14 protein-coding genes, 1 tRNA gene and 6 pseudogenes are annotated in these 26537 nt (G+C 49.8%); 8 read left to right on the plus strand and 13 right to left on the minus strand.

Annotated elements, in window-relative coordinates; genetic code table 11:
• Positions 1-52: 52 nt before the first annotated feature.
• Positions 53-1659, minus strand: a pseudogene (gene aceB / locus DZ54_RS20165) (malate synthase A).
• Positions 1660-2154: 495 nt separating this feature from the next.
• Positions 2155-3087 carry a hydrogen peroxide-inducible genes activator gene (locus tag DZ54_RS0108290; RefSeq protein WP_025673734.1) on the minus strand — a complete coding sequence of 311 codons (933 nt, stop codon included), beginning with the start codon at positions 3085-3087 and terminating at the stop codon, positions 2155-2157.
• Positions 3088-3229: 142 nt separating this feature from the next.
• Here DZ54_RS0108290 and DZ54_RS0108295 point away from each other — a divergent pair, with 142 nt between their 5' ends.
• From DZ54_RS0108295 to ppk2, 3 genes and pseudogenes are all read left to right on the plus strand, one after another.
• Complete coding sequence (locus DZ54_RS0108295) at positions 3230-3832, plus strand: peroxiredoxin C (RefSeq protein WP_025673735.1); 603 nt, start codon at positions 3230-3232, stop codon at positions 3830-3832.
• Between the two features lie 216 nt (positions 3833-4048).
• A pseudogene (locus tag DZ54_RS20170) lies at positions 4049-4806 on the plus strand (copper homeostasis protein CutC).
• 129 nt (positions 4807-4935) lie between these two features.
• A complete protein-coding gene (gene ppk2 / locus DZ54_RS0108305) occupies positions 4936-5748 on the plus strand; it encodes a polyphosphate kinase 2 (RefSeq protein WP_025673736.1) in 813 nt (270 codons plus the stop codon).
• Positions 5749-5752: 4 nt separating this feature from the next.
• On the opposite strand, the gene phoU is transcribed toward ppk2, so the two are convergent.
• The 5 genes and pseudogenes from phoU to DZ54_RS25945 all read right to left on the minus strand — a co-directional run bounded on the left by phoU (position 5753) and on the right by DZ54_RS25945 (position 11203).
• Positions 5753-6460: a phosphate signaling complex protein PhoU gene (gene phoU, locus DZ54_RS0108310; RefSeq protein ID WP_021022902.1), complete on the minus strand. Its 708-nt coding sequence runs from the start codon at positions 6458-6460 to the stop codon at positions 5753-5755.
• Positions 6461-6470: 10 nt separating this feature from the next.
• A pseudogene (gene pstB, locus DZ54_RS20175) lies at positions 6471-7290 on the minus strand (phosphate ABC transporter ATP-binding protein PstB).
• A gap of 18 nt (positions 7291-7308) precedes the next feature.
• Positions 7309-8955, minus strand: a complete 1647-nt coding sequence (gene pstA / locus DZ54_RS0108320; RefSeq protein ID WP_025673737.1) for a phosphate ABC transporter permease PstA — start codon at positions 8953-8955, stop codon at positions 7309-7311.
• A gap of 17 nt (positions 8956-8972) precedes the next feature.
• Positions 8973-10217, minus strand: a complete 1245-nt coding sequence (locus DZ54_RS25940) for an ABC transporter permease subunit (RefSeq protein ID WP_240473943.1) — start codon at positions 10215-10217, stop codon at positions 8973-8975.
• Positions 10217-11203, minus strand: a complete 987-nt coding sequence (locus tag DZ54_RS25945) for a hypothetical protein (RefSeq protein ID WP_240473944.1) — start codon at positions 11201-11203, stop codon at positions 10217-10219. The genes DZ54_RS25940 and DZ54_RS25945 overlap by 1 nt, the downstream gene beginning before the upstream one ends.
• Positions 11204-11675: 472 nt before the next feature.
• Between DZ54_RS25945 and ppk1 the strand changes: the two are divergent.
• Positions 11676-13789 (plus strand): annotated as a pseudogene (ppk1, locus tag DZ54_RS20185) (polyphosphate kinase 1).
• Entirely contained in the window at positions 13764-15275 is a 1512-nt protein-coding gene (gene ppx / locus DZ54_RS0108335) for an exopolyphosphatase (protein ID WP_025673738.1), read from the plus strand. Before ppk1 ends, ppx begins: the two are co-directional and overlap by 26 nt.
• Here the strand turns inward: ppx and DZ54_RS20190 are convergent.
• The 5 genes and pseudogenes from DZ54_RS20190 to DZ54_RS0108360 form a co-directional block, all read right to left on the minus strand.
• Positions 15272-16226: pseudogene (locus DZ54_RS20190) on the minus strand (PstS family phosphate ABC transporter substrate-binding protein). The gene ppx and the pseudogene DZ54_RS20190 sit on opposite strands and share 4 nt — an antisense overlap.
• Positions 16220-17514 (minus strand): annotated as a pseudogene (phoR, locus tag DZ54_RS20195) (phosphate regulon sensor histidine kinase PhoR). Before phoR ends, DZ54_RS20190 begins: the two co-directional pseudogenes overlap by 7 nt.
• 39 nt (positions 17515-17553) lie before the next feature.
• Entirely contained in the window at positions 17554-18243 is a 690-nt protein-coding gene (gene phoB / locus DZ54_RS0108350) for a phosphate regulon transcriptional regulator PhoB (RefSeq protein ID WP_025673739.1), read from the minus strand.
• A gap of 107 nt (positions 18244-18350) precedes the next feature.
• Positions 18351-22118 carry an AAA family ATPase gene (locus tag DZ54_RS0108355; RefSeq protein ID WP_025673740.1) on the minus strand — a complete coding sequence of 1256 codons (3768 nt, stop codon included), beginning with the start codon at positions 22116-22118 and terminating at the stop codon, positions 18351-18353.
• Between the two features lie 3 nt (positions 22119-22121).
• Positions 22122-23363 (minus strand): exonuclease SbcCD subunit D C-terminal domain-containing protein, encoded by a 1242-nt coding sequence (locus tag DZ54_RS0108360; RefSeq protein ID WP_025673741.1) that lies wholly within the window; start codon positions 23361-23363, stop codon positions 22122-22124.
• Between the two features lie 154 nt (positions 23364-23517).
• On the opposite strand from DZ54_RS0108360, the gene rdgC reads away from it, so the two are divergent.
• The 3 genes from rdgC to DZ54_RS0108375 all read left to right on the plus strand — a co-directional run bounded on the left by rdgC (position 23518) and on the right by DZ54_RS0108375 (position 26164).
• Positions 23518-24426 carry a recombination-associated protein RdgC gene (rdgC, locus tag DZ54_RS0108365; protein ID WP_025673742.1) on the plus strand — a complete coding sequence of 303 codons (909 nt, stop codon included), beginning with the start codon at positions 23518-23520 and terminating at the stop codon, positions 24424-24426.
• A gap of 135 nt (positions 24427-24561) precedes the next feature.
• A complete protein-coding gene (gene trhP / locus DZ54_RS0108370; protein ID WP_025673743.1) occupies positions 24562-25908 on the plus strand; it encodes a prephenate-dependent tRNA uridine(34) hydroxylase TrhP in 1347 nt (448 codons plus the stop codon).
• Position 25909: 1 nt separating this feature from the next.
• The gene (locus DZ54_RS0108375) at positions 25910-26164 is read left to right on the plus strand and encodes a YfhL family 4Fe-4S dicluster ferredoxin (RefSeq protein ID WP_025673744.1); all 255 of its coding nucleotides are present in this window, start codon (positions 25910-25912) and stop codon (positions 26162-26164) included.
• 191 nt (positions 26165-26355) lie between these two features.
• Here the strand turns inward: DZ54_RS0108375 and DZ54_RS0108380 are convergent.
• Positions 26356-26432: transfer RNA gene (locus DZ54_RS0108380), tRNA-Asp, on the minus strand.
• Positions 26433-26537: the final 105 nt, after the last annotated feature.

Here is a 26537-nt window from a genome sequence, read left to right on the forward strand (position 1 = left end):
CGTTGTTAGCCCCTCACTTTCATTCCATGTTGTTGTTTTGCTTCCATGCCCATTAAGGCAAATATTCGTAGCCTGGCAGTGTCAGGAAGTTAACCAGCTCATCACTGATCGTCAGCTTGGCCATTAAGGTTGCGGCTTGACGATACCGCCCTTGGGCGAAACGCTCGGCGCCCAGCTCGTTTTCGAGAACACCCATTTCCTCTTCCAGATATTGCGTAAACAGATCCTTGGTCACTACCTTGCCATTGCTGAGCGGCTTTTGGTGCTTGATCCATTGCCAGATGGACGCACGAGAAATTTCTGCCGTTGCCGCATCCTCCATCAAGCCATAAATCGGCACGCAACCATTGCCTGAAATCCAGGCCTCGATGTATTGAACCGCTACGCGAATATTGTGGCGCATACCGGCCTCAGTGCGCTCCCCTTCACAAGGTTCAAGCAAGTGGGTAGCGGTAATTGGTGCATCTTGCTCACGTGAAACCGCCAGTTGGTTAGGCTTATCGCCAAGCGCTTTATCGAAAATGGCTTTCGCTGTATCCGCTAAGCCAGGGTGAGCGATCCAGGTCCCATCATGCCATTGTTGGCCTCAAGGGTTTTGTCCTTTTCGATTTTATCCAGCACCTGCTGGTTTTCAGTTGGGTCTTTACTCGGGATAAATGCCGCCATACCGCCCATGGCTAATGCACCGCGCTTGTGACACGTTCTCACTAACAGTCGTGAATAAGCATTGAGAAAGGGCTTGTCCATGGTGACTACCTGACGGTCAGGTAACACCCGGTCAGGATGGTTACGTAGCGTTTTGATATAGCTGAAAATATAATCCCAGCGGCCACAGTTCAGTGCGACGATATGATCACGTAAGTGATATAAAATCTCATCCATCTCAAACACGGCCGGCAAAGTTTCGATCAATACGGTGGCTTTAATCGTGCCTCGGCTCAGCCCAAATTCATCTTCCGCAAATGAGAACACATCGCTCCACCAAGCGGCTTCTTGATAGGCCTGTAGCTTGGGCAAATAAAAGTACGGACCGGAACCTGTCTCAAGCAGCCGACGATAGTTATGGAAAAAATAGAGCGCGAAATCAAACAAAGCCCCAGGTAGCGGCTTACCTTTCCACATCACATGTTTTTCTGTCAGATGAAGGCCCCGGACCCGACAGATAAGGCGCGCAGGATCCTCATTAAGCTGATAACGCTTTCCGGTTTCCGGTTGTTCATAGCTAATGGTGCCGTTAATGGCATCACGCAAGTTGCGCTGCCCGTCGACCACTTGTGGCCAAGCCGGCGCAAACGAGTCTTCAAAGTCCGCCATAAACACTTTCACATTCGCGTTAAGGGCATTGATCACCATTTTCCGATCCACCGGACCGGTGATTTCTAGCCGCCGATCTTGTAGGTCAGCGGGAATACCGCGAATGGTCCAGTCATCTTGGCGAATCGACTGTGTCTCAGGAAGGAAATCAAGCAGTTCTCCTGCATCGATGCGTTGCTGGCGCTGCTCGCGGGTGGCAAGAAGACCAGGCACGCGCTCCGCAAATCGATCAGCGAGGCTGGCTAGAAAACACAATACATCATCGGTTAGAATTTCTGCCTGCTCTGGGGTAACGGTCTCGTTAATCACCAGTGATTCGCGTAAGGTTGAGCACGCTTCTGTCATATCGCCTCCCTGGCTTGTCATTTGTAATCCAATCACAACAAAATTTATTCAGGCGCATTGAGTCAACGTTAGATGCCCAACACCAGCCTTCGTCTTCAAGTTGGCTCAAACTCGGATAAAAATCAACCTAACGTTCAGTGGCAGAAACCCACAAATTCGCACTGATCCATTAAAAATCATAATCTTATATAATTTAGAGCATAAACTCGAATATGCTTTTTTGTATGAATTAATAGAATGATGCAACACTGCTACCAAGATCATATTTTTGTCACCCTATTGTAACCAGTTACGTAATTAAATTACATAAAAAGGCATTAATAACCTCATACCAAAAATATTTTTTCTTTTAAATCATTATTTAAAACAAAATAACCAAAGTAGAATTTAGGCATGCTGCTTTTTTTCGTGATAATAATCCAACGTCGATACAGTCATATTTGAGACACAAAAACAGAATATAAAACTGCATACTCGCCACCAATACAGCATAGATCACTCATTTTCAGTTAATATGTCTTTGACTGTTGGGGATAGCAGCCCTGCAACCAGATCGGCGAGCTTATTAAACGTCTCTAATCGGCTTGAAGAGGGCCGCCAGACCATACCGATATCACGATAAGCCGCTTTTCCTGGCGGCATTTCTAAATGCACATCTAAATTAGCAATCAAACCATGATCAATCGCCATTTGCGGGATGAAGGTCACTCCATTGCCGTTGGCAACCATCTGCACCAGGGTATGCAAGCTGGTTGCCATGAATGGATTAATCTTCTGTGACGCCGTCATTTGGCAGGCAGATACTGCATGGTCGGTGAGGCAATGTTCACGCTCTAATAGAAAAACAGACTCATCAGGTAGGGATTCATAATCGACGGGTAAAATTAGCTGTGCCGCCTGCTTGCGGCTCATTACCATTTTAAACGGATCGCGACCCACCACACGGCGCGTCATGGTGCCAATATCCATTGGTAGCGCGAGGATCAAGATGTCCATCTCGCCGTGCTTGAGCGCCGTGAGTAAATTGGCGGTGGTGTCCTCGCGCAGCAGTAAATCTAAATTGGGATAATGTTGATTCACTTGCTTGACCACATCACAGAGTAAAAAAGGCGCAATGGTCGGGATACAGCCTAACCGTACCTTACCATGCATCGGATCAGACTTAACTTGCGTCAACTCCATGAGATCTTGGCTACGAGCGAGAATTTCCCGGCTTCGGCGCACCACTTCTTCACCTATGCCGGTGAGTACCAAGGTTTTATTGTCACGCTCGATCAGTTGTGCACCAATCAGTTCTTCTAGATTTTGAATCCCCGCGCTCAGTGTCGACTGGCTGACAAAACACAGTTTCGCCGCCTCACCAAAGTGACGCGTTTCGGATAGGGTAACCAAGTAGTTTAGCTGCTTTAACGAGGGATATTTGTTCATAACATCATATTTTAGGTAATCGTATTTTCCGATTATAACAATCTATTAATTCCACTTTTTTCAATCTAACAAGTTAGCTATAGTTTGTCTCGCTTATATAGGAACCTGATAATCAGGACAACAATTAAATAGGAGCTGAGATATGGTACTCGTAGGTCGTCAAGCACCAGATTTTACTGCCGCTGCCGTACTAGGTAATGGCGAAATCGTTGATAACTTCAACCTGAAAGAGTTCACCAAAGGCAAGAAAGCGGTTGTCTTTTTCTACCCACTCGACTTCACTTTTGTGTGCCCATCAGAGCTGATCGCGTTCGATAAGCGCCTGAGCGATTTCCAAGCTAAAGGCGTTGAGGTTATCGGTGTATCTATCGACTCTCAGTTCTCGCACAACGCATGGCGTAAGACGCCAGTGGAAGACGGCGGTATCGGCGCAGTGAAATACCCACTGGTTGGTGACGTTAAGCACGAAATTTGTAAAGCATACGACGTTGAGCACCCAGAAGCGGGCGTTGCGTTCCGTGGTTCGTTCCTTATCGACGAAGATGGCCTTGTTCGTCACCAAGTTGTTAACGATCTACCACTAGGCCGTAACATCGACGAGATGCTGCGTATGGTTGACGCATTGAACTTCCACCAGAAAAACGGTGAAGTATGCCCAGCACAGTGGGAAGAAGGTAAAGCCGGTATGGCTGAGTCACCAGAAGGTGTCGCTGCGTACCTTTCTGAGCACACTGACGACCTGTAAATAAGTTTACGTGCCCCGCACTAAGCAATGTGCCCCGCACTGAGCAATGTAATAGTATAATGAGGCCCGGTTGAACCGGGCCCTTTTTTTTATTTCCCGTTTATTCCTAACGCTTTCACGCCACCAACCTTTCTTTGCTTCTCACATCTTGCTTCATCTGTTCATGACGGCAGTCCTACTCACGGTTATGCTAGATCGATTGAACAAGGAGCACCCATGACCATCATCGTCGAAGTATGTATTGATAGTATCCAGTCCTTATCGATTGCCCAACAAGCAGGCGCAGACCGTATCGAGCTTTGTGCTTCACTAAAACTCGGGGGACTCACACCCAGCAAGGGAACCTTGTATCAGGCCATGCAGCAAGCTCGCGTGCCCGTTTACGCCATCATACGCCCGCGAGAGGGAGACTTTGTTTATACCTCTGATGAAGCAGAAGTGATGCTCAGAGACATTGCGGCTGCCCGCCAGGCTGGCTGTCAGGGGGTGGTAATAGGTGCCTTACGCCAGATGGTGCCTTAGACTTGACGTTACTCGATGCAATGTTGACCGAAGCCCGTGGAATGGGGATGACGTTTCATCGCGCGTTTGATCATTGCACAGAGCCAATGGCAGCGTTAGACGCCCTTGTCGCGCGACCCGCGGTTGAACGTATTCTTACCTCAGGCGGCGCTCCCCATGCCATGCAAGGCAAAGCGCAATTAAAAACCTGGGTCGATTATCTCCGCCACACCTCGCTTCGTATCATGCCGGGGGCAGGGATCACGCCCGATAATGCCGCAGAAATCATCGCTCATACCGGTGCACGTGATATCCATCTTTCTGCACGCACAACAAAAGCAAGCTCATCACATACTCAAGCGGTTACGACCATGGGTGAGAAAGACGAATCCGGTTACCCTATCACTGATCCCGTTCAAGTCAGAGCGGTGAAGCAGGCTGTGTCTCGGTTTAATCAATATGAAATCCGCTAGCCGCTCTCATCATACTGTGATTGATCGAGCCTTTTTGCAGCGCTGCATTGATCGTGGAGGAAAGGACATTGCATCTCATCGTTGAGTTTTCTAACGTAAAATGGTGACCATCGCAAAAGGAGTGCCGCTTTGTCAGATAAAAAGTCCCCTAAAATCAGCAAAAAACACTACGAAAAGAAATTGATCAAGCTGCAAACTGAGCTGGTCAAATTGCAAGAATGGGTGAAGCACGAACAATTAAAAGTCGTGGTGATCTTTGAAGGGCGAGATGCTGCAGGTAAAGGTGGGGTGATAAAGCGGATCACCGAAAAACTCAATCCACGGGTGTGTCGTGTGGTTGCACTGGATAAACCCACGGAACGCGAGCGCACTCAGTGGTATTTTCAACGCTATATCGAGCACCTACCTGCAGGCGGAGAAATGGTTTTATTCGACCGCAGTTGGTACAACCGCGCCGGCGTAGAGCGCGTCATGGGTTTTTGTAGCGATGAAGAATATGAAGAGTTTTTCCGCACTTGCCCTGAATTTGAGCGCATGCTGATCCGATCGGGGATTATTTTGCTCAAATACTGGTTTTCCGTCTCCGACGAAGAACAAGAGAAGCGTTTTGCCGAGCGGATAAATACGCCAATAAAACGTTGGAAGTTTAGCCCCATGGATTTAGAGTCCCGCAATCGCTGGGTGCAATACAGCGAGGCCAAAGATCGCATGTTTGCTCATACAGACACCAAGGAGAGCCCATGGTGGGTGGTGGAAGCCGACAATAAAAAGCATGCGCGACTCAACTGTATCGCGCACCTTCTCTCTCAGATCCCCTATAAAGAGATTGATTACCCCGACGTTATCCTTCCCGAGATCAACAAAGAGGGATATGTGCGCATGCCTCTCCATGACCAAAGCTTTGTCCCTGATAAGGTCAGTGAGTGGATCGATAACGACTAAACGCCTATTTGAGGAGCTTTTCTAGCTCCTCTTTTTGAATATGGCGAACATCTTTCCCTTTCACAAAATAGATGATGTATTCACAAATATTCTGGCAGCGATCTCCCACGCGCTCGATCGCGCGTGCTGACCACATCACTTTTAGCACATTAGGGATAGAACGGGGATCTTCCATCATATACGTCATCAGCTGACGCAAGATCCCCTCATACTCACGATCGAGAGAGTCATCCTTCCGGTAAACCTTCATGGCTGCATCAATATCCATCCGCGCAAAAGCATCCAGTACATCATGTAGCATTTTGGCGGCACGCTGACCCAATGCCTCTAGGGACACCAAAAAGGGTTGCTGGGAATGACTGGCGTTATCCAATGCCATTTTAGCGATGCTATCGGCGACATCACCAATACGTTCCAGATCCGTGATGGTTTTGATGATCGCCATCACTAGACGTAGATCGCTGGCCGTTGGCTGACGCTTGGCGATAATTCGCGTGCACGCTTCGTCGATGGCCACTTCCATGCCATTCACCTTGTGATCTTCACGAATAACATGGCGCGCCAGCTCTTCATCTTGATTGTGCATGGCACGAAGTGCATCAGTGAGTTGGCGCTCCACCAGCCCTCCCATCGCAAGTACATGGGTACGAATCGCTTCTAATTCAGCATTAAATTGGCCAGAAATATGGCGGCTAATATTGTAATTATCCAAGGCCTGCTCCTTATCCGTAGCGACCGGTGATGTAATCTTCTGTCTGTTTGTTTTTTGGCGTCGTAAACAAGGTATCGGTATCGGCATACTCCACCAAGCGGCCCATATTAATAAAGGCGGTTTGATCGGAGACACGCGCCGCCTGCTGCATATTATGGGTAACAATCACCACTGTGTATTGCGTTTTCAGATCATTGATCAACTCTTCAATCGTCAACGTCGAGATCGGATCCAGCGCCGAGGAGGGTTCATCCAGTAATAACACTTCTGGTTCAATTGCGATCGCACGGGCAATCACAAGGCGCTGCTGCTGCCCACTTGAAAGACCGAATGCGTTATCGTTAAGACGATCTTTTACCTCATCCCACAGAGCCGCCCCCCGCAGCGAACGCTCCATTGCATCGTCTAGGGTTCGGGGGATCATTAATCCCTTGCAGTCGTAAACCAAAGACAACATTTTCATACACGGATTTAGGAAACGGGTTAGGACGCTGAAATACCATGCCGACCTGGCGGCGTAACGCCGGCACATCAACCTCGCGGTGGTAGATATTTTGTCCATGTAAGGTGACTTCACCACGCACGCGACATCCATCCACTAAATCATTCATACGATTAATGCAACGCAGCAAGGTCGACTTTCCACATCCAGACGGGCCGATAAACGCCGTGACCTTGCCTTTCGGGATGCGCATACTGATGTCAAACAGTGCTTGCGTCGCTCCGTAATAAAGGTTCAGATCCCGAATAGATAACGCGGTTTGCTCGTTCGGCAAATTTCCCAAATCTAAGCGAGGCGTTATCCCTATAGGCGGTGTTATCGAAAACATCGAGCAGGATCCTTATCGTTACAGTTCCAATGCGCGATATTTTTCACGCAAATAATGACGGATACCGATCGCGGACAAGTTCAGTGCCACGATCACAGACACGAGTAAAAACGACGTAGCATACACTAGGGGTCGCGCGGTCTCGATGTGTGCGCTTTGAAAGCCCACATCATAAATATGGTAGCCTAGATGCATAAACTTCCGCTCTAAGTGTAAGAAAGGAAAGTGACCATCGACAGGCAGCGAAGGCGCGACTTTCACCACGCCAACCAGCATTAAGGGCGCCACTTCACCAGCGGCACGTGCAACCGCTAAAATTAACCCTGTCATCATCGCCGGGCTTGCCATCGGCAACACCACCCGCCAGAGCATTTCAGATTGGGTCGCGCCCAACGCAAACGCCCCATGACGCACGCTCGTAGGAATGCGCGCCAGCCCTTCTTCGGTTGAAACAATCACGACCGGCAAGGTTAAGATCGCTAACGTTAACGCCGACCAAAGAATGCCGGGCGTACCAAACACGGGAGTCGGTTGAGCCGCTTGGTAAAATATATCGTCGATGGTGCCACCAATGAAATAGACAAAAAAGCCTAAACCAAACACACCATAAACAATGGATGGCACCCCAGCGAGGTTGACAACCGCAATCCGAATCAACCGAGTGAACGCCGTTTTGGGCGCATACTCATGAAGATAAATCGCAGCTACAACCCCCAAAGGCGTCACAATCACCGCCATTAATAAAACCAGAAAAACCGTGCCAAAAATCGCAGGGAAAACACCGCCTTCCGCATTACTGTCACGCGGTGATTCAGACAAGAAAGCCGCGACTTGATGCCCCCAAAATGTCAGCTTATCCACCTCGCTCATCGCATTGGGATACCAAACATTAAGCACATTCTCGAGCGGCAGTGCGACCTCATCGCCGTGGCTATCTTTAACCACGAGTTGGCCCGTTTTTTGTTTATCCCTTAACTGTGCGAGCTTTTTCTCCAGTTGTTGATACTGAGCCAGCAACTGCGTGCGGCGGGCTGTCATCTGCGACTGGGCGTGTTTGTCCAATTCGCCCTCAAGCTCGAGGGACTTTTTTTCTAATCGCAGCTGTTCGAGCTGATAATTCACCCCCGCCAGATGAACTTGCTCAATTTTATTGATCACATCACGACGGGCAGCCAAATCCGCCAGTTGTTGACGAAGCGTAGAAATCACTAAGCCATGGCGTATGCCGTTTTGATCAATATACGCTTTGGGCTTGCCATAAAAGACCCCATTATCATGACGCTCAATCATCGCCATTTCTATCGGCGTATGTTGACTTTTTATCTGAAACTCGAGTAACTGACGAAAGTCGAGACCTTCTCGTTCACGGTTTCCAATTTTCACCACCAAACGCTGATAAGTCGGTTGGCGGTATGTTGGCAAGCTAACACCGGCGTCAATCAACTGAGTGGCATCAACCTCATCCGCGCGGTAAACCTGTCCAACCACGGTTTCTGGGCCCTGTTCGGTCTGCAATTCAAAACTGGTCACCGGCATGGGCCAGAAATACCCCAAGCCACGAACGCCGAGTAAGAGCAATACCCCGAGAATCGCAATAAGACTGACGCTCACCATTCCCGCTGTCATCCAGACCCAAGGTGTGCCAGATTTTATCCATGGACGCATACGCACTCTCATCTCAATTAAAGGTGACTGTATTTGTCGCGTAAGCGCTGACGGACAAGCTCAGCCAACGTATTAAAGACAAAGGTGAAAACAAACAGAATAAAGGCGGTTAAAAACAACACGCGATAGTGTGAACTTCCCACTTCGGACTCCGGCATCTCCACCGCGATATTGGCCGACAAGGTCCGAAGCCCTTCTAGCAAATTCCAATCCATGATCGGTGTATTCCCTGTCGCCATCAACACAATCATGGTTTCACCCACCGCACGGCCTAATCCCATCATCACCGCAGAGAAGATTCCTGGGCTGGCAGTGAGCAACACAACTCGCATCAGTGTTTGCCAATGGGTTGCACCCAGTGCTAACGCGCCTTGCTTTAAATGCGGCGGAACAGAAAATATCGCATCTTCAGCAATAGAGAATATGGTGGGAACCACCGCAAAGCCCATCGCAAGTCCAACCACTAAGGCATTACGTTGGTCATAACCAATACCAAGCTCGTGTGTAATGAATTGGCGCGCATCCCCCCCGAGCCAAATCTGCTCAATCCCAGGCCCCAGAGACACGGCTATCATGCCAACCAATAGTAGAGCTGGAATGATCACCAGTATTTGGGCGTTGTCCGGCAAACGACGGCGAGCATATCGGGGGATCATACGCCAACAGACACTCAATCCAAGCAACACCAACGGCATCAGGACCATCAACAGAAAGACACTGGCAATATGTGCTTCAACCCAAGGGGCAAGCCATAAGCCCGCTAAAAAGCCAATGATCACCGTAGGCAATGCTTCAATCGTCTCAACCGTCGGCTTTACCCATCGTCTCAACCCTGATGACATAAAGTAAGCTGTATAAATAGCAGCGCCAATGGCCATCGGAACCGCAAACAGTAAGGCAACGACCGCTACTTTTAATGTGCCAAATATCACCGGTACCACACTCAGCTTGGCTTCAGCGCTATCGTCAGCCGACGTCGACTGCCACACATATTGAGGTGACGAATAGCCTTCGTACCATACTTTTTGCCATAAAGAATGGATGCTGACTTCTGGATGAGGGTTATCCACGGCTAACCACTGCCACTGGTGTTGTGTTACCGCTATCAAGGCGTTAGCGCGAGGGGCAAACGCCAACACGTCTGGGACCGACGTAAATCGCCTATCAAAATGTCGCTGTTTTTCACTGGTGACGTGAATCAGGCTCAGTTGCCCGGTATTATCCACGGTGGCAAGGCTTTTACGGTGTAGCTCTGGCGCCATTATTTTTGCCCCTGTACCGGGCGAAACGTTCGCACCTTGGTCAATGACGGCTCACCACTTTTGATGACATCAAACCATTGCGTCAAATCGCCATTTTGATGTTGCAACATTAATGAGCGTCCACCCGCCAGTAGCCTCATGGTAATCACCGGGCTCGCGTTCACATTGCTCAGGTTCAGACGCTCGCGTTTGACTGACTCCTCATTAGTTAACTGCCAAACCGATAAAATATGATGCTGACGTACGAATAAACGTTGTCCATCTGCCGATAGCGCCAACTCACTGACTGGCGCATTCAAAGGCAATGATGCTCGATGACGTCCCCGATAAATCACCAATTGATTGTCAGCGGTCGCAGCAACCAACACCGGCGCTGTCGGCTGACCATGCAAGCTATCTGGTATCGCAAGCGCGAGCTTATCGAGAGATTGCCCTTCCGGATCCATCGTCACTGATCCACCAAACGCGCTCATCGGTGATAACTGCGGAATTACCGTATGACTGTCTTGATAGTGATTGCGAAAACTCAACTGCCAGACATCAATCTGACCGGGGACACGCTCGACCGCAACAACAGGCGCTGTCCCTTGAGCCCAGCTCATAGCCGGACGACTGATGCTCGATAGTGAACGTTGCAAGACAGTTTTAGCCTGCGCGGATAGCGCCGCTTCCTTGGGTGCAGAAGATTGACTGGGACGACGGGCAACCGTTAATACCCCTGTCTCATCTAAACCATAAACGAGTTGATTGCGATTATCGGTGCCGATAAAACGGGGAGTTCCAGGCGATGAGATAGAAAAGCGTTCACTGACGGTCACACTGGCTTGATAAAAAAGGGGAATCACTACGGTTAAAAGATAAAAGAACAGCAGCAACAAGGTCACGAATACCATCACACCACCAAGACGCACGGTTTGACGCGTCAGTTTATCTTTTAAACGTCGCGTGCGTTTGGTGTCGGTCAGTGATGGGGAAGAGTGGGTCATTGGTGCCTCTTGTTTTTAATCAAGCCCTTGATTGTATTTCATTACAATGACAACTTTGTGACAGGACAGCCCCCTATCTCATCTGTGTAAAAACAGAGAAGATCCGGGCATTCGTCGAATCGCGTGTGAAATAGCACACTCAAAGCCCGAACGATACGTCACTGAGCGGTACGCAATAAATATGCAACAAATGGGCTTTAGGCTGGCCAAAGTTGATATTGGGCACACTTTCGTGAGTTTAGTGTTGTGAAGCATAGACAAGACCTTGAACGACCTCAATAATTGATTGAACAATCGCCGTAAGGATCGCGCATGAAGCACCTTGTTATTCACCTATCAACAAACTGAATACGCTTCTGAAAAGCGTGTCCAATATCAGCGTATTACACGAAGCCCTTGAAATGCTGCCTGACTCTTTGAGAGTCTATTTGACAGCCATCTTATTCAGTAGAACAGGATTTTCTCACACGCTATGACTTTAGACTCCCATCATGTCGACAAAGAACTGAGCTGGCTATCCTTCAACGAGCGCGTGCTGCAGGAGGCCGCAGACAAAAGCGTGCCGATTATAGAGCGTGTTCGCTTTTTAGGTATTTTCTCATCCAATCTTGATGAGTTTTATCAAGTACGGTTTGCCGATGTGAAACGCCGTATCATTATCGACGAAGAGCGAGGAGTGGATAGTAACGCCAAGGCGTTACTCAGTAAAATTCAGGCTAAAGTCGTCAAGCTCAATCAAGACTTCGATCATCTTTATAATGATATATTGCTTGAGATGGCACGCCGCAATATCTTTTTGGTCAATGAGCGGCAACTGTCCGAACACCAAGCCCAATGGCTTAAACGCTACTTTCGCAGCAATATCTTGCCTTACATTACGCCAATTATGCTCAACAAGGACGTCGATGTTTTAAGTTTTTTGAAAGACGCGTATTCCTATTTGGCCGTCCAGCTAAAAAAAGCCGGAGAAGAGCCCAAATATGCCTTGATTGAGATCCCCACTGACGACTTGGACCGGTTCGTCAAAGTGCCTGAGCCCAAGGGGAAGCGCCAGCGTAAGACCATCATCTTATTGGACAATATTATTCGTCTATGTGTTGACCAAATATTTAGTGGCTTGTTCGACTACGACACTGTCGACGCTTACGCAATGAAAATGACCCGTGACGCCGAATATGATTTGACCAACGAAGTCGAGCATAGCCTGCTCGAAAACATGTCGGAAAGTTTGGACCAACGCTTAACCGCCCTTCCTGTGAGATTTGTTTATCAGCGTGATATGCCACCTGAAATGGTGAGCAAGCTCATCCAGGTATTAAAGATTTCTGATTATGACAGTGTATTGCCCGGAGCGCGCTATCATAACTTTCGTGATTTTATCGGCTTTCCCAATGTGGGGCGTAAATACCTGGAAAATCCCCCGCTGCCGCCATTCGAAAGTGCCGATTTTCAGCTACAAAATAATGCGTTTCGGGCGATACGTGAGCGCGACATACTGCTTTACTATCCCTACCATACCTTCCGGCATATGACTGAGCTGGTGCGACAAGCCTCGTTTGATCCTAAAGTGCGCAGCATTCGGATCAACGTGTATCGTGTGGCAAAGAACTCGCGCATTATCAATTCAATGATCGATGCGGCTAACAACGGCAAACGTGTCACCGTGGTGGTCGAGCTTCAAGCGCGGTTTGATGAAGAGGCCAACATTGAATGGTCTCGCGTATTGACTGATGCAGGGGTCAAAGTGGTGTTTGGTACACCCGGGCTGAAAATTCACTCTAAGTTATGTTTGATATCTCGCCGAGAAAATGGCGTCATCCGCGATTATGGTCATATTGGTACCGGTAACTTTCATGAGAAAACAGCACGGCTCTATACCGATTTTGCCCTTTTCACGGCCGATCAGCAGCTGACATCAGAGATCCGAAAAGTCTTCGACTTTATCGAGAACCCCTATCGCCCAGTGAAATTTAACCACCTGATTGTATCACCGCGCAATTCACGCCGCCGGATGTATAAATTGATCGAGCGCGAAATGGAACATGCACGCGCCAAACGCAAAGCTGGTATTACCTTAAAGGTGAATAACCTCGTCGATAAAGGCTTAGTCAATCTCTTATACAAAGCCAGCAATGAAGGGGTAAAAATTCGAATTATTGTACGCGGCATGTGCTCGCTGGTACCTGGGGTGAAGGGCGTAAGTCAAAATATCAAGGCGATCAGCATTGTGGATCGTTTCCTCGAGCACCCGCGTGTGTTTGCCTTTGAAAATGGCGGTGAACGTGATATCTATATTTCATCTGCCGATTGGATGACCCGAAATATCGATAACCGTATTGAAGTTGGGGCCCTATTCGTGACCCAAAACTCCAAGATCGCATCATGGCGATCTTGGAAATTCAGTTTGCCGATCGTGCGAAAGCGCGTGTCATCGATAAAGCCATGTCCAACGCCTATGTTAAACGCGGTAATAAGAAAAAGATCCGTTCACAAATAGAGACTTATGATTACCTCAAGCACATAGAGCGCCAAGCCCTCAAACACGCGGAAAAGTTGCAACATGACACACCTCCAGTCAAAAGATAAACCGCGCGAGATTGCCGCTGTCGATCTCGGCTCCAACAGTTTCCATATGGTCGTCGCGCGCGTTGTCGGTGAAGGGCTTCAAATCGTCAGTCGCCATAAACAACGCGTCCGACTCGCGGCAGGGCTAGACAGTCAGCATTGTCTTAGCGATGAAGCCATTGATCGAGGCGTAGAGTGTTTAGCCATGTTCGCCGAGCGCCTCAACGGCATTGACGTGGATAACGTCCGTATTGCCGCGACCCACACGTTGCGTCAATCCCGAAATGTCGAGACGTTTATCCAGCGTGCGAACCAAGTGCTTCCTTACCCGATTGAGATCATCTCTGGTGAGGAAGAAGCGCGTTTAATTTATATGGGCGTATCACACACCCAACAAAATATCGGCCGTAAACTGGTGATTGATATTGGCGGCGGCAGCACAGAATTAGTCATTGGCGATAACTTTAATCCGATCCTGGTCAATAGTAAGCGAATGGGATGTGTTAGCTACAATGAACGTTTTTTTCCCAAAGGCACCATTACTTCAAAGCAATTTGCGGCAGCGCAGTTAGCCACTCGGCAAAAGCTAGAGAGTCTCGCAAGCCAATACCGACAAGCGGGCTGGCAAGTGGCTCTAGGCGCTTCAGGGACGGTGAAAGCGATCCTCGAGGTGATCATCGGCATGGGCGATGAAGATGGTATTATTACTCGCGAACGCCTGGATAATTTGATTGAAACGCTGCTTACATTTAAAACCACTGAGCACATCAATTTACCGGGCTTGTCAGTCGATAGACAGCCTGTGTTTGCCGCTGGCGTAGCTATCTTGTCCGGGATCTTTGATGCGTTAGCCATCGAGTCACTGCGCTTTTCGGATGGGGCGCTGCGCGAGGGCTTGCTCTATGAGATGGAAGATCGTTTTCAACGCACAGATATCCGCGGCCGCACCACGGACGACATGGCGGCGCGCTACAATATCGACCTCAGTCATGCCCGACGAGTTCAGCAAACGGCGGCCCACTTTTATGGGCAAGCAGAACCCGATAAAGGCAGTAAAAAATCCGAGCTCGCCGGGTTGCTTAACTGGGCAGCGCTGCTCCACGAGGTTGGGCTGAGCATTGGTTATCCGGGTTACCACAAGCATTCAGCGTATATTTTACGTCATACCAATTTGCCCGGCTTTAACCAAGAACAACAGACAGTACTCGCAACACTCGCGCGCTTCCACCGAAAGGCGTTAAAGCTTAATGAAATGCAAAAGTTCACGCTGTTTAAGCCGAAACTGATTGAGACGTTGATTTGCGCTTTGCGCTTAGCGTGTGTATTGCACTCCCAACGCAACGATCAGCCACTGCCCGATATCGCACTCAATGTGGATAAAAAAGGGGCATGGCAGCTCGATTTTCCTACGGGATGGCTCCAAGATAACCGGTTGTTAGCCGCAGACCTTGAAGCCGAAAAACACTACTGGCAATCAGTAAACTGGGTGTTGACCTGTCACGACTAATCGAGCTCGAGCGCCTGTCGTTGTGCACGCACCATTTGTGCCGGTAATGGGATGTATCCTTGCTGGCTCACTGCTTTTTGCCCCTGCAAAGAGAGAATATAACGCATAAACGCCGCTTCTAAAGGTGCAAGCGGTTGATTCGGAGCTTTATTAATATACAAATACAGATGCCGTGTAAGTGGGTACTCACCTTCTCGGATGGCTTTATCACGTCGGGGGAAAGGCTTTCTCGCCATAGTGGGAAATAGCAAGCATACGAGCACCAGACGCTTGGTGTCCGATCCCCGCATAACCTATCGCATTGAGAGAGGAAGCCACCGACTGCACCACCGACGCTGAGCCTGGCTGCTCATTCACATCGGCCCGAAAATCCCCGCGACACAACGCTGATTGTTTAAAATAGCCATAAGTGCCAGATACCGAATTTCGGCCAAACAACTGCAAATCACGATGCTGCCAACGTCCGGTTAGACCCAGTTGTCCCCAAGTCGTGATGGGTTCACTGGCACCGCACCATAGCGTCCTGGAAAAGAGTGCATCAAGCTGTTGAAAACGGATGGCACGAAGCGGATTATCTTGGTGGACATATACGGCCATCGCGTCAATCGCGACCGGGACCGCGGTCGGTGGGTAGCCAACCCTCGCTTGAAAGGCGTTTTCTTCACTGACTCGCATCGCACGGCTCATTGGCCCGAGTTGTGCGGTGCCCTCCACCAGCGCAGGGGACGCCGATGCAGACCCAGAGCTTTGCAACTGAATGTTGACGCCTGGATGCAAACGTTTAAACCCATCTGTCCACGCGGCCATGAGGTTACCGAGCGTATCAGAGCCCACAGAGCTTAAGTTACCTGATACACCACTGGTACGTTGGTAGTCCGGCAAACGGTCAGTTTGGCTGAATGCACCCAAGCTCCAAAATAGACATACCGCGATGATAACGCACTTTAACATGCTAAGCGCTCCGGCAACGTGAATGCAAAGGTGCTACCTACCCGACTTCACTTTTAATATCCAACTCAGCGTCATGGTGGCTCAGCGCGTGCTTGACAATCGCTAACCCCAGCCCACTGCCACCGGTTTCTCGCGATCGCGCTTTGTCTACACGATAAAATCGCTCTGTCAATCGGTCTAAATGTTGCGGCGGGATGCCTTCACCACTGTCTGTGACCTCTAAACGCGGCCCTTTTTTCGACCGATACCAGCGCACCTGAATCTCAGCTTGGGCGGGGGTATGTTTAACCGCGTTATAGACAAGGTTTGAGATCGCGCTACGCAGCTGATCATCATTACCTCGGACTTTCAACGCCGTATCAACCTCAAAGGTAAGTAAATGCTCACTGTCACCACTTAACGCCTGCGCCTCTTTTTGCAGTACATCGAGCATCGCGGGAACGTCGACATGATGATCGAGATCGGGCTTAGCCGCGGCTTCAATCTTAGACAAAGTAAGCAGCTGCTCAACCAATGATTCCATCCGCGATAATTGCTCTGTCATCACGCCATGCGCTTTCGGCCACATGGGCCCGACAACCATCTCAGGATCTTCCGTCATTTCTAAGTAACCGCGCAATACAGTCATCGGGGTGCGTAGCTCATGCGAAACATTGGCGAAGAAGTTACGTCGCATGCCTTCCAGTTGCTTCAACTGCGTGATATCACGCACCACCATCAAATATTCGCCTTCCGCATAAGGCATGGTACGAAATTCGAGTGTGCGAGCGCTATTAAGATGAGAGCGCATTTCCAGCGCCATGTCATAATTTGTATTGGCAATATAACTGACAAACTCTGGCACGCGGATCAGGTTACTAATGTGCTGGCCGTTATCATCTGGCATCCGTAAGCCAAGCAATTCCTGGGCGAGTTTATTACACCACACAATGGTACCATCGCGTTCAAATACCACTACCGCATCGGGCAACGATTCCGCGCCGTTACGGAAACGGCGAATCAAGTTAGCAAGCTCTTTGCGGCGACGACGGTTACGCTTTTGCAGGCGATAAATACCATTGAACAAAGGCTCCCACGATCCCGTGCCAGACGGTGGCGTTAAGCTTTTGTCTTTCCATAACCAGTCAGACAGCTTTACCTGCTGATGTAAATGCCACAGTAACATCGCCACTGTCGCGCCGAGCAGTAACCAAAGCAGGCCGCCAAACAATCCGCCCACTACGAGCCAAGGTAAATAAAAAAAAGCCAGCTCCCAAGCTAGCTTCTTCCAAGACAGTCGTTCGACCATTACATCTCCATCTTGCCTCATCCCTTCTAAGGGCAGGCGTTAGCTACGTGTTGAGAAGCGATACCCCGCCCCGCGCACGGTTTGTACCAACTTGGCATACTCACTCGCCTCTAACACCTTTCGCAGGCGGCGAATATGGACATCAACCGTTCTATCCTCAACATAAACATTGGTGCCCCAAACGTTGTTGAGCAGCTGTTCACGGCTATAGACACGCTCTTGGTGAGTCATAAAGAAGTGTAGGAGTTTGAATTCAGTTGGGCCCATATCAAGCGGCTCATCATTCGCCGTGACACGGTGTGAGACAGGGTCGAGTTTTAAACCTTGTACTTCAATCACATCTTCCAAGGTGGTCGGTGAGACCCTCCGCATGACCGCTTTAAGTCGCGCCATTAACTCTTTAGGTGAAAAAGGCTTGGTAATGTAATCATCAGCGCCCACTTCGAGGCCACGTACTTTGTCTTCTTCTTCGCCCCGAGCGGTCAACATCACCACTGGAATTTGGCGAGTGAGCTCTTCACGCTTTAAATGTTTAATCAGGTTGAGTCCTGACCCGCCAGGTAACATCCAATCCATGAGGATCATTTCTGGGTAAGGCTCGCATATTTGCGCCAGTGCCGAGTCGTAGTCTTCTGCCTCAACCGTTTGATAGCCTTTTTGCTCTAATACAAAACAAAGCATCTCGCGAATGGGGGCTTCGTCTTCAACAACGAGAATCCGTCTAACCATGATAATTACCTAGTGTTATCATTTAACTGGCGCCATTATGTGGATTTATTATGACATTTTTGTGACCCGGCGCGAGCAATTTTCGCCCTGTGTCAACAGGCTGTGACCTAGCCAACACCTTGATGTGTGACCAAGACACGGCTTGCACCTCCACCTTGGCTATCCACCCGCACTTGCGCGCCTATCCGCTCAACCAGTGTGCCTACATGGGAAATTACCCCAATTTGCCGCCCATCGGCTTGTAAGGTATCCAAACAGGCCAGTGCCATTTCTAAGCTTTCCGGATCAAGGGTACCAAAGCCTTCATCTATGAATAGCGATCCAAGTTGACGCGTATCAGCGGCCAATGATGCTAGCGCAAGCGCCAGTGACAAAGAGACCAAAAAGCTTTCACCGCCAGATAAGGACTCAACACTGCGTACTTCATCGCCCATATCATGATCAACCACTTGCAGCGCCAGTAAGCTATCAGGCACGGTTTGTAACGCATAACGTGGCGATAATGACGCCAAGTGCTCGTTCGCAATCTCGACCAACTGCCCTAGCGTCAGCGATTGTGCGAGATTACGGAATTTAGCGCCGCTGGCCGAGCCAATTAAATCGGCCAGTTTTAACCACTGTTCCGTTTGGCTACGCTGGGCGTCAATTTTCTCCGTCAGCGACCCGGCCTGCTGTTTGGCCTTCTCTGATTCCGTTAATTGGTGACGCAAGGTAAATAGCTGCTGTTCGGCTTCATCTAGCGCACGTTGCCAGGCGTCGTGTTGGGCGGCCAAGGCGGCATCATCATCCGGTAACTGTTGTTCATCAAACCATACCTGTGCCTCGGCAATCGCCTGCTGGCAATGGGTCAGTTGCTGCTGACGTTCGTCTAAGCGCGTTTTGGCTTCTTGATACGCTGCTTCTACCTCACTGATCGCTTGACGCTCACTGGCTCGCCAAGTTTCAGAGTAAGATAAGGCTTGGAGGATATCGTATTGATGCATTGCTAGCGTGGGTTGCCATTGGATCCAACGTCTAACACTGGCACGATACTGTTGCGCGGTGTCTTCCCGTTGTTGGATCAAGGTTTGCTGGCGCGCTTGCACCCCAGCCCGTTTTTCACTGGCTTGGCTATACGCTTGCTCAGCCTGCGCACGCTTAGCCTTTTGCGCCTCGATCGCCGATTTATACGCCTGTTCGAGGGCAATCAAGTCCGGCTCGAGGATCAACGCTTGGCGCGCTGCACTGCGCTGCTGATGCGCTTGCGCTAAATTAACCAGTTGCGCTTGCCGTGCCTGCGTATCCTCTGACAAGCTTTGACACTGTTGTGTTAATGACGCTAACTCAGTTTCTATCTGTTGTTTTTGCGTGGCAAGCAGTACCTTTTCATCCTGCAACGCACGATAGCCCTGAATTTTTTGCTCCATTTGGCGAATATAACGCGCGGCGCCCACTTGTTGCAGGCTTGTGAGCCACTGGCCTGCACCGAGCTGCTGATCAAGCGCTTGGCTTACACGCGTCAACTGCTCGTGCTGTTGCTGCCACTGTTCATCAATGGCGTTCAATCGCGTCTCACACTCGGTCAATGACTGATCCAGTTGATGTCGGCGCGCAACAAGCTGTTCTCGTGCGTGTTGTAAATCACTCAACGCGGCATCCATTTGCTGAATTTGCGCTAACTGGTGTTGACGTGCAGTGATCGTCTGATAACAAGCGTGATAGTCGCTATCGGTTTGTTTTGCGTGCGCTTCTATCTCGCTCAACGTCTCATCGAGGGCTTGTTCAGGCGCCAACTGCCACCCAAGCTCTACCATTGCGTCGCGTAACCCGCGCTCATATTGCTGCCGCTCAGCCTGCCAAACCAAGCTCTGCTCGCGTAGCTCGGCACACATATGCTGGCTGTGTTGATGCTGCTTCTGCCAGTAATAGTATTCGGCGTTGTGTTGATTATAAGAGGTTTGTAATGCCTCGACGCGCGACTGCTGCTGCGCAATCATGCCTTCAATCGCTGGTGCGTGATGCAAATAAGGGTGCTCAGTCGCTCCGCACAGCGGACATGGGTCGCCCTCTTTCAGCGCTTGACGATGATCATCTAACTCCGCAACCGCCATCGCTTGTTGCAAGCTATGTTGCGCTTCATCAACCTGCGCCTGCTCACGGGTTAGCGTCTCTTTGAGCCGCTCTAAATGCATTTGGCTGTCGTGAAAAATCACGTCATGCTTTTCAAACTCAGCCTGGTTGTTCTGGCAGCGCTCTTGCCAATACTGCCAATTTTGCGCCTCATGAAGCAGTGCCTCTTGTTGCCGTTTTTGATGCTGAAGTTTGGCATAACGCGCTTGGTCGGCTTCTTGTGCAGCGAATAAGGCGTCAGGGTTTTCCGCTTGACGCTTGGCTTTCAATTGCGCGCTACTATCATCCACCTGCGCAATGTCTTGGTCGATTTTTTCTCGTTGTGGTGTCCACTGCTGGCGTTGGCGGTAACGCGCTTGGTATTCCTCTTGCAGCGCGGCCAGAGTGTCTTGGCAGTCTAAGTATTGGCGAAGATTATCGAATACCGGCTGGTAGTGCTCAGCTATATGGGAAAAGTCTCCATAGCGCTCAATGTCTATCTCCAACGCGTAGGCCCGCTGTGCCTGTTGCTGGGCTTTGTCACGTGTTTGCGTTAGCGTTTGCTGGGCTTGTCGGTACTTTTGCTGTTGTGTATTCAACGCCAGGTTTTGCTCATGCATCTGGCTGTCTAACCCTGCCAACTGAGTATCCAGCTGCTGCGCCTCACGTATTTTAGGCTCTATCTCAGCCCAAGCCTGTTCCGCGTCTGTGACCCCTCGATTAGCGTCTCGCCAGTGCGCAGCTTGTATCTCATAATCGTCGGCTATCGCTCGCTCTTCGCGCGCCAAGTAGTGAAGATCCTGCGTTAACGCTTGCTGCTGCCATTGATGCGTCTGCAAAGCCTGCCAATCGTCTCTCGCCACTTGCACGCGTGCAATGTCATCCAGTTTTTTTCGTCGCGCAGCCACCCCTTTTCGCGCTTCTATAGCATCACCCAGTGCTTTCTGGGCAGAGCCAAGCCCTTGCTCTGCTTGGGCTAAATGCATGTGCTGCTGACGATAATCATTGAGTTTTTTCAGTTGACGTTGCTGGGTTTGAATATCTTGCTGGCAGGCTTGTTGCGCTTGGTGTAGTTGCTGCTCTTCGTCATCACTGAGTAGCTGAATACCTCCGAGCTGCTGGGTGAGCTGATCCAACGCGTTTTTTTCATCACGCGCACGTTCATGGGCCATTTGCGACAAGCGGCTATAGATTTCAGTGCCTGTCATGCGTTCAAGCAACGCCGCTCTATCGTCTGCCGAGGCTTTTAAAAAAGCGGCGAAATCACCCTGCGGTAACATTACCGCGCGACGGAACTGCTCATAACTAAGCCCGACTAGACGCTCTATTTCGCTCAGTACTTCTTGTTTTTTTCCGGCAATACGCTGATCCGTGGTCAAATTTTCTAACCAGTGCTCACTGGCTTGAATACGGCCATCCGCCTTACCGCGGGCTCGACGCACAGACCAATGGGCGCGCCAGCGGCTACCATCATGGGCGAGAAAATCCACTTCGGCATACCCTTCGCCTTTACCTCGGGACAAAATGCTACGCACATCGTTGGCCTTAACCCGGGTTGCCGGATCGCCCAAACCGATATCGGCATCGTGTTTTTTATTGGATTGAAAGCGCGGGATCTTGTCGTAAAGCGCTAAACAAATGGCATCCAAAAGTGTCGATTTTCCCGCCCCCGTTTTGCCCGTGATGGCAAATAAACCGCTATCACCGAGTGGGCCCTGGGAGAAATCCAACGCAAACGGGTGTTGAATACTGGCTAGATTCTCGCCACGTAATGCCAGAATTTTCATGATTTATTGGCCCTCATCCTGTTCCAATTGCTCCAATAAGTGGGAAAACGTCGCTGACAAAGCCTCATCGGGTTCACCTTGGTATTTTTGTTGCCAGCCATGACGTAATACCTGAAACGGTTCAACCTCGGATAAGCGCTGCTGACGAAAGTCTGTGTCTTGAGACTTTTCACGATAATGCGGGGTAATCTTTGCTAGGCGTACAGGCTTACCCTCAAGCACGGCTAAAATCTTCTCACGTAACATCGGCTGCGGTTTATCTAATAGCACAGGCACATCGAGCAAGGGTTGCTGTGCTAACGGCAGCGCTTGTGGCGCCAACGCTGCCAGGTTTGCTAATACAGTATCGAGTGGCGCGGGCTTTTCAGGCACCCGCCATAGATCCACAGCACGCGGCACAAAATGAGGCGTCACAGTCTGCAGTTGCTTGCCTTCTAAGGTGACCGCTAACACTTGATGCCGATAGTGTCGCTCTGACAGTGATAAGGGGAGTGGCGAGCCGCTATATCGAATCCGAGTTTGTTTGGCGACTTGCTGGGCAAGATGCAGGTGGCCCAGTGCGACATACGCCACATCGTCACTGAAAATGTCTGCGGGCAAAGCGTGCTGGTTGCCGCCGAGAATACGCCGTTCAGACATCTCAGATAATTCGCCACTGGCCATATAAACATGCCCCATCGCGATCAATGCTTGACTCGACGTACGTTGTTCGCGCCCGGCTTGTTCCGTTTGCTGGTAAATTCCCCGCACGCCTTCGATCAAACGGTCGTCTCCTTCATCGAGTCCTTCGGTGCGCAAATCACCACTGCGTAAAAAAGGCACCGCGAGTACCCATGCGGCCGTCTCACCGGTACTATCGGTAATCGGCACCATCATACGTTCAGTGTCTAAACTCCCTTCATGATCACGGGCAATGGCACCCATTAAGTGTAAATCAAAGGCTTTTAGAAGCTCATGTGGGGCGTCGAGTTTGCTAGGTGAATCATGATTTCCCCCGGTGATCACCACATTTAATTGTGGCAACGCCTTTGCCAGATCCGCTAAAAAGCGATATAGCATCCGCCACGCACTCGCTGGTGGATTCGCCGTATCAAACACATCACCAGCCACCAACAACGCATCGGCTTGCTCATCAATGAGGCATTGCTTGAGCCAATCGAGAAAGACCTGATGTTCATATTGACGATCGTAACCGTGAAGCTGATGACCAAGGTGCCAGTCGGAGGTATGAATGATTTTTAACACAGCTGGGATAATCCGTTTTATTTAGGAGTTCGGCAAGTTCGTCTCGCATAACACGCGAGCAGGGTTAAATTCTACGCTAATTGCAGCGACATTCGAGAGTGAATGCAATACCATGTTGCCTTTCTCACAACAGGATGGATAAAGCCTCGCCATGATTTGGTTTAAGAATTTACTCGTCTATCGTCTCACCCGTGACATTCCTCTCGATCCTGCACAGTTGGAAAGCCAGCTGAAAGAATTCGATTTTACCCCGTGTGGCAGCCAAGACATGCAAAAATTTGGCTGGGACCATGCGCTGGGTAAACACGGCGATATGCTCACCCATGTCAGCGGTAACAATGTTCTGATCCGCGCCCGTAAAGAAGAGAAGCTCTTACCTGCTTCGGTGATCAAAGATGCCTTGGAAGAAAAAGTCGACGCAATGGAACAAGCCCAAGGGCAACGACTGAAAAAGCGCGAGAAATACAGCTTAAAAGATGATGTGGTGATGGAACTATTGCCACGCGCGTTTACGCGACAAAGCCAGATGTGCGCGCTGATTATGGCTGATAAAGGCTTGGTCCTCGTTGATGCAGCAAGCGTTAAAAAAGGGGAAGAACTGCTTGCCCTGTTACGTAAATCCATTGGTAGTTTGCCTGTGGTACCGGTTGAAACGGAAACGCCAGCCGAGCAAGCCATGACGGAATGGGTCAAGCAAGGCCAAGTGCCGCAAGGCTTCCACCTCGGTGATGAAGCGGAGCTCAAAGCGCTGCTAGAAGAAGGTGGCGTGATCAAATGCAAACAGCAAGATCTCACCAGTAATGAAATTCAGGCGCACCTGGAGGCAGATAAACACGTCACCAAGTTGTCTATGGACTGGCAAGAGCAAGTTCACTTTGTTCTTGGCGACGATTTGAGCTTAAAGCGACTGAAGTTTTCTGAGGAAATCCGCGATCAAAATGCCGATATTGATCGTGAAGATGTCGCTGCACGCCTTGATGCGGATTTATCACTCATGTGTGGTGAGCTCGATACCTTACTCGATGGCGTATTTACCGCGCTAGGCGGGCTTAAAACTGACTAATCATTCACCGTATTAACCCTTACAAAGATTAGGTAAATACGGCTGGTAGTGTGGGTCATGTCACAGTAAAATAGCGCCCACACTCACCTTCATCCTGAAGGTGCCTGACTTACACTCAGACTCAAGCTTGGAATTATGTTTACGCCAGAATTACTCTCCCCTGCCGGTAGCCTAAAGAATATGCGCTACGCGTTCGCCTACGGGGCTGACGCCGTTTACGCCGGCCAACCACGCTATAGCTTGCGTGTGCGCAATAATGAGTTTAACCACGACAACCTGAAAATCGGGATCGACGAAGCCCATGCGCAGGGAAAACGATTTTACGTGGTCTGCAACATTCAGCCGCACAACGCCAAGCTCAAAACCTTTATTCGTGATCTTACACCAATCATCGATATGGGGCCTGACGCGCTGATTATGTCTGATCCTGGCCTGATCATGATGGTGCGTGAGCACTTCCCCGATATGGCAATACACCTTTCAGTGCAGGCCAACGCGATAAACTGGGCCACGGTCAAGTTTTGGCAACAGCAAGGCATTGAGCGTGTGATCTTATCGCGTGAGTTATCGTTGGAAGAGATCGAAGACATTCGCCAGCACTGTCCATACATGGAGCTTGAGATCTTTGTTCACGGTGCATTGTGTATGGCCTATTCAGGCCGATGTTTGCTATCTGGCTACATCAATAAACGCGATCCCAACCAAGGCACCTGCACCAACGCTTGCCGATGGGATTATAAAGTCCATCAAGGCAAAGAAGACGATGCCGGTCAAGTGGTACAGGTCCAAGAAGTGACGCCAACGCTGGGTAAAGGCGAACCGGTCGATGACGTGGTATTGCTCGAAGAAGGTGGACGTCCGGGTGAATTAATGGCCGCGTACGAAGATGAGCACGGCACCTATATCATGAACTCAAAAGACTTACGTGCCATTCAGCACGTTGAACGCTTGACCCAAATGGGCGTGCACTCGCTAAAAATCGAAGGTCGCACTAAGTCTTTCTATTATTGCGCACGCACAGCACAGGTGTATCGCCAAGCGATTGATGATGCTGTGGCCGGTAAACCATTCGATGAAAGCCTGATGAGCACCCTCGAGAACCTAGCGCATCGCGGTTATACCGAAGGCTTTTTGCGCCGTCATACCCATGATAGCTATCAAAACTACGACTATGGTTACTCGATTTCTGAGCAGCAACAATTTGTCGGCGAATTCACTGGCAAGCGCCGTGGCGATCTGGCTGAAGTAGAAGTGAAGAACAAATTTATGCTCGGTGACAGCCTTGAGCTAATGACGCCACGCGGCAATGTCCATTTCACCTTAGAAGCGATGGAAAACCGCAAATCAGAAGCGATCGACGATGCCAAAGGCAGCGGCCATTTCGTGTTTATTCCCGTGCCCGCTGATATGGATCTAGAGTACGCGCTACTGATGCGTAACCTACAATCAGGTCAAGATACACGTAACCCATCGGGTAAGTAATATGGCACTACTCATCACCGATAAATGCATAAACTGCGATATGTGTGAGCCCGAGTGTCCCAACGGGGCCATCTCGATGGGTTCAGAGATCTTTGAGATAGAGCCAGATTTATGTACCGAGTGTAAAGGCCATTACGAAAAACCGACGTGTCAGTCGGTTTGCCCGATCTCCAAATGCATTATCACCGATCCCGATAATATCGAGACCGAGGATCAACTCCTTGAAAAGTTTGTGGTCATCCAAGGCATGGCCTAACCTATTAAAAGCGCCGCAAGGCGCTTTTTTGTATCTTCTTATCCACTCCCAGAATCTCATCTTCACCGCCGCTAGCCATATTCTGTCGCCTTGGGTAACGGCCCCAGGACGCACACGCGATACGAATAAATAAGAAATGCAGAGGATTTAAACGCAAAAACCCCAGCTTTTCAGCTAGGGTTTCTAAGTAGTGGCGGAGTGGACGGGACTCGAACCCGCGACCCCCGGCGTGACAGGCCGGTATTCTAACCAACTGAACTACCACTCCGCACCAATTCTGTCTCATCAAAGTCTTACGCATATCTGCTTTGATAATTAAATTTTCGCTAATTAAGGCCTAATGATTAAGCTCTAATTAGGTTATCTTGTTGAT

This window comes from Salinivibrio socompensis S35, from assembly GCF_000513715.1.
GTDB lineage: Bacteria > Pseudomonadota > Gammaproteobacteria > Enterobacterales > Vibrionaceae > Salinivibrio > Salinivibrio socompensis.

Bases quoted from the DNA above. Each gene is read 5' to 3' on its own strand.
- DZ54_RS0108290 (WP_025673734.1), bottom strand. From the start codon at position 3,087: ATGAACAAATATCCCTCGTTAAAGCAGCTAAACTACTTGGTTACCCTA.
- pstA (WP_025673737.1), bottom strand. From the start codon at position 8,955: ATGCGTCCATGGATAAAATCTGGCACACCTTGGGTCTGGATGACAGCG.
- trhP (WP_025673743.1), top strand. From the start codon at position 24,562: ATGTTTACGCCAGAATTACTCTCCCCTGCCGGTAGCCTAAAGAATATG.
- phoB (WP_025673739.1), bottom strand. From the start codon at position 18,243: ATGGTTAGACGGATTCTCGTTGTTGAAGACGAAGCCCCCATTCGCGAG.
- DZ54_RS25940 (WP_240473943.1), bottom strand. From the start codon at position 10,217: ATGGCGCCAGAGCTACACCGTAAAAGCCTTGCCACCGTGGATAATACC.
- DZ54_RS0108375 (WP_025673744.1), top strand. From the start codon at position 25,910: ATGGCACTACTCATCACCGATAAATGCATAAACTGCGATATGTGTGAG.
- DZ54_RS0108355 (WP_025673740.1), bottom strand. From the start codon at position 22,118: ATGAAAATTCTGGCATTACGTGGCGAGAATCTAGCCAGTATTCAACAC.
- DZ54_RS0108295 (WP_025673735.1), top strand. From the start codon at position 3,230: ATGGTACTCGTAGGTCGTCAAGCACCAGATTTTACTGCCGCTGCCGTA.
- ppx (WP_025673738.1), top strand. From the start codon at position 13,764: ATGACACACCTCCAGTCAAAAGATAAACCGCGCGAGATTGCCGCTGTC.
- DZ54_RS25945 (WP_240473944.1), bottom strand. From the start codon at position 11,203: ATGACCCACTCTTCCCCATCACTGACCGACACCAAACGCACGCGACGT.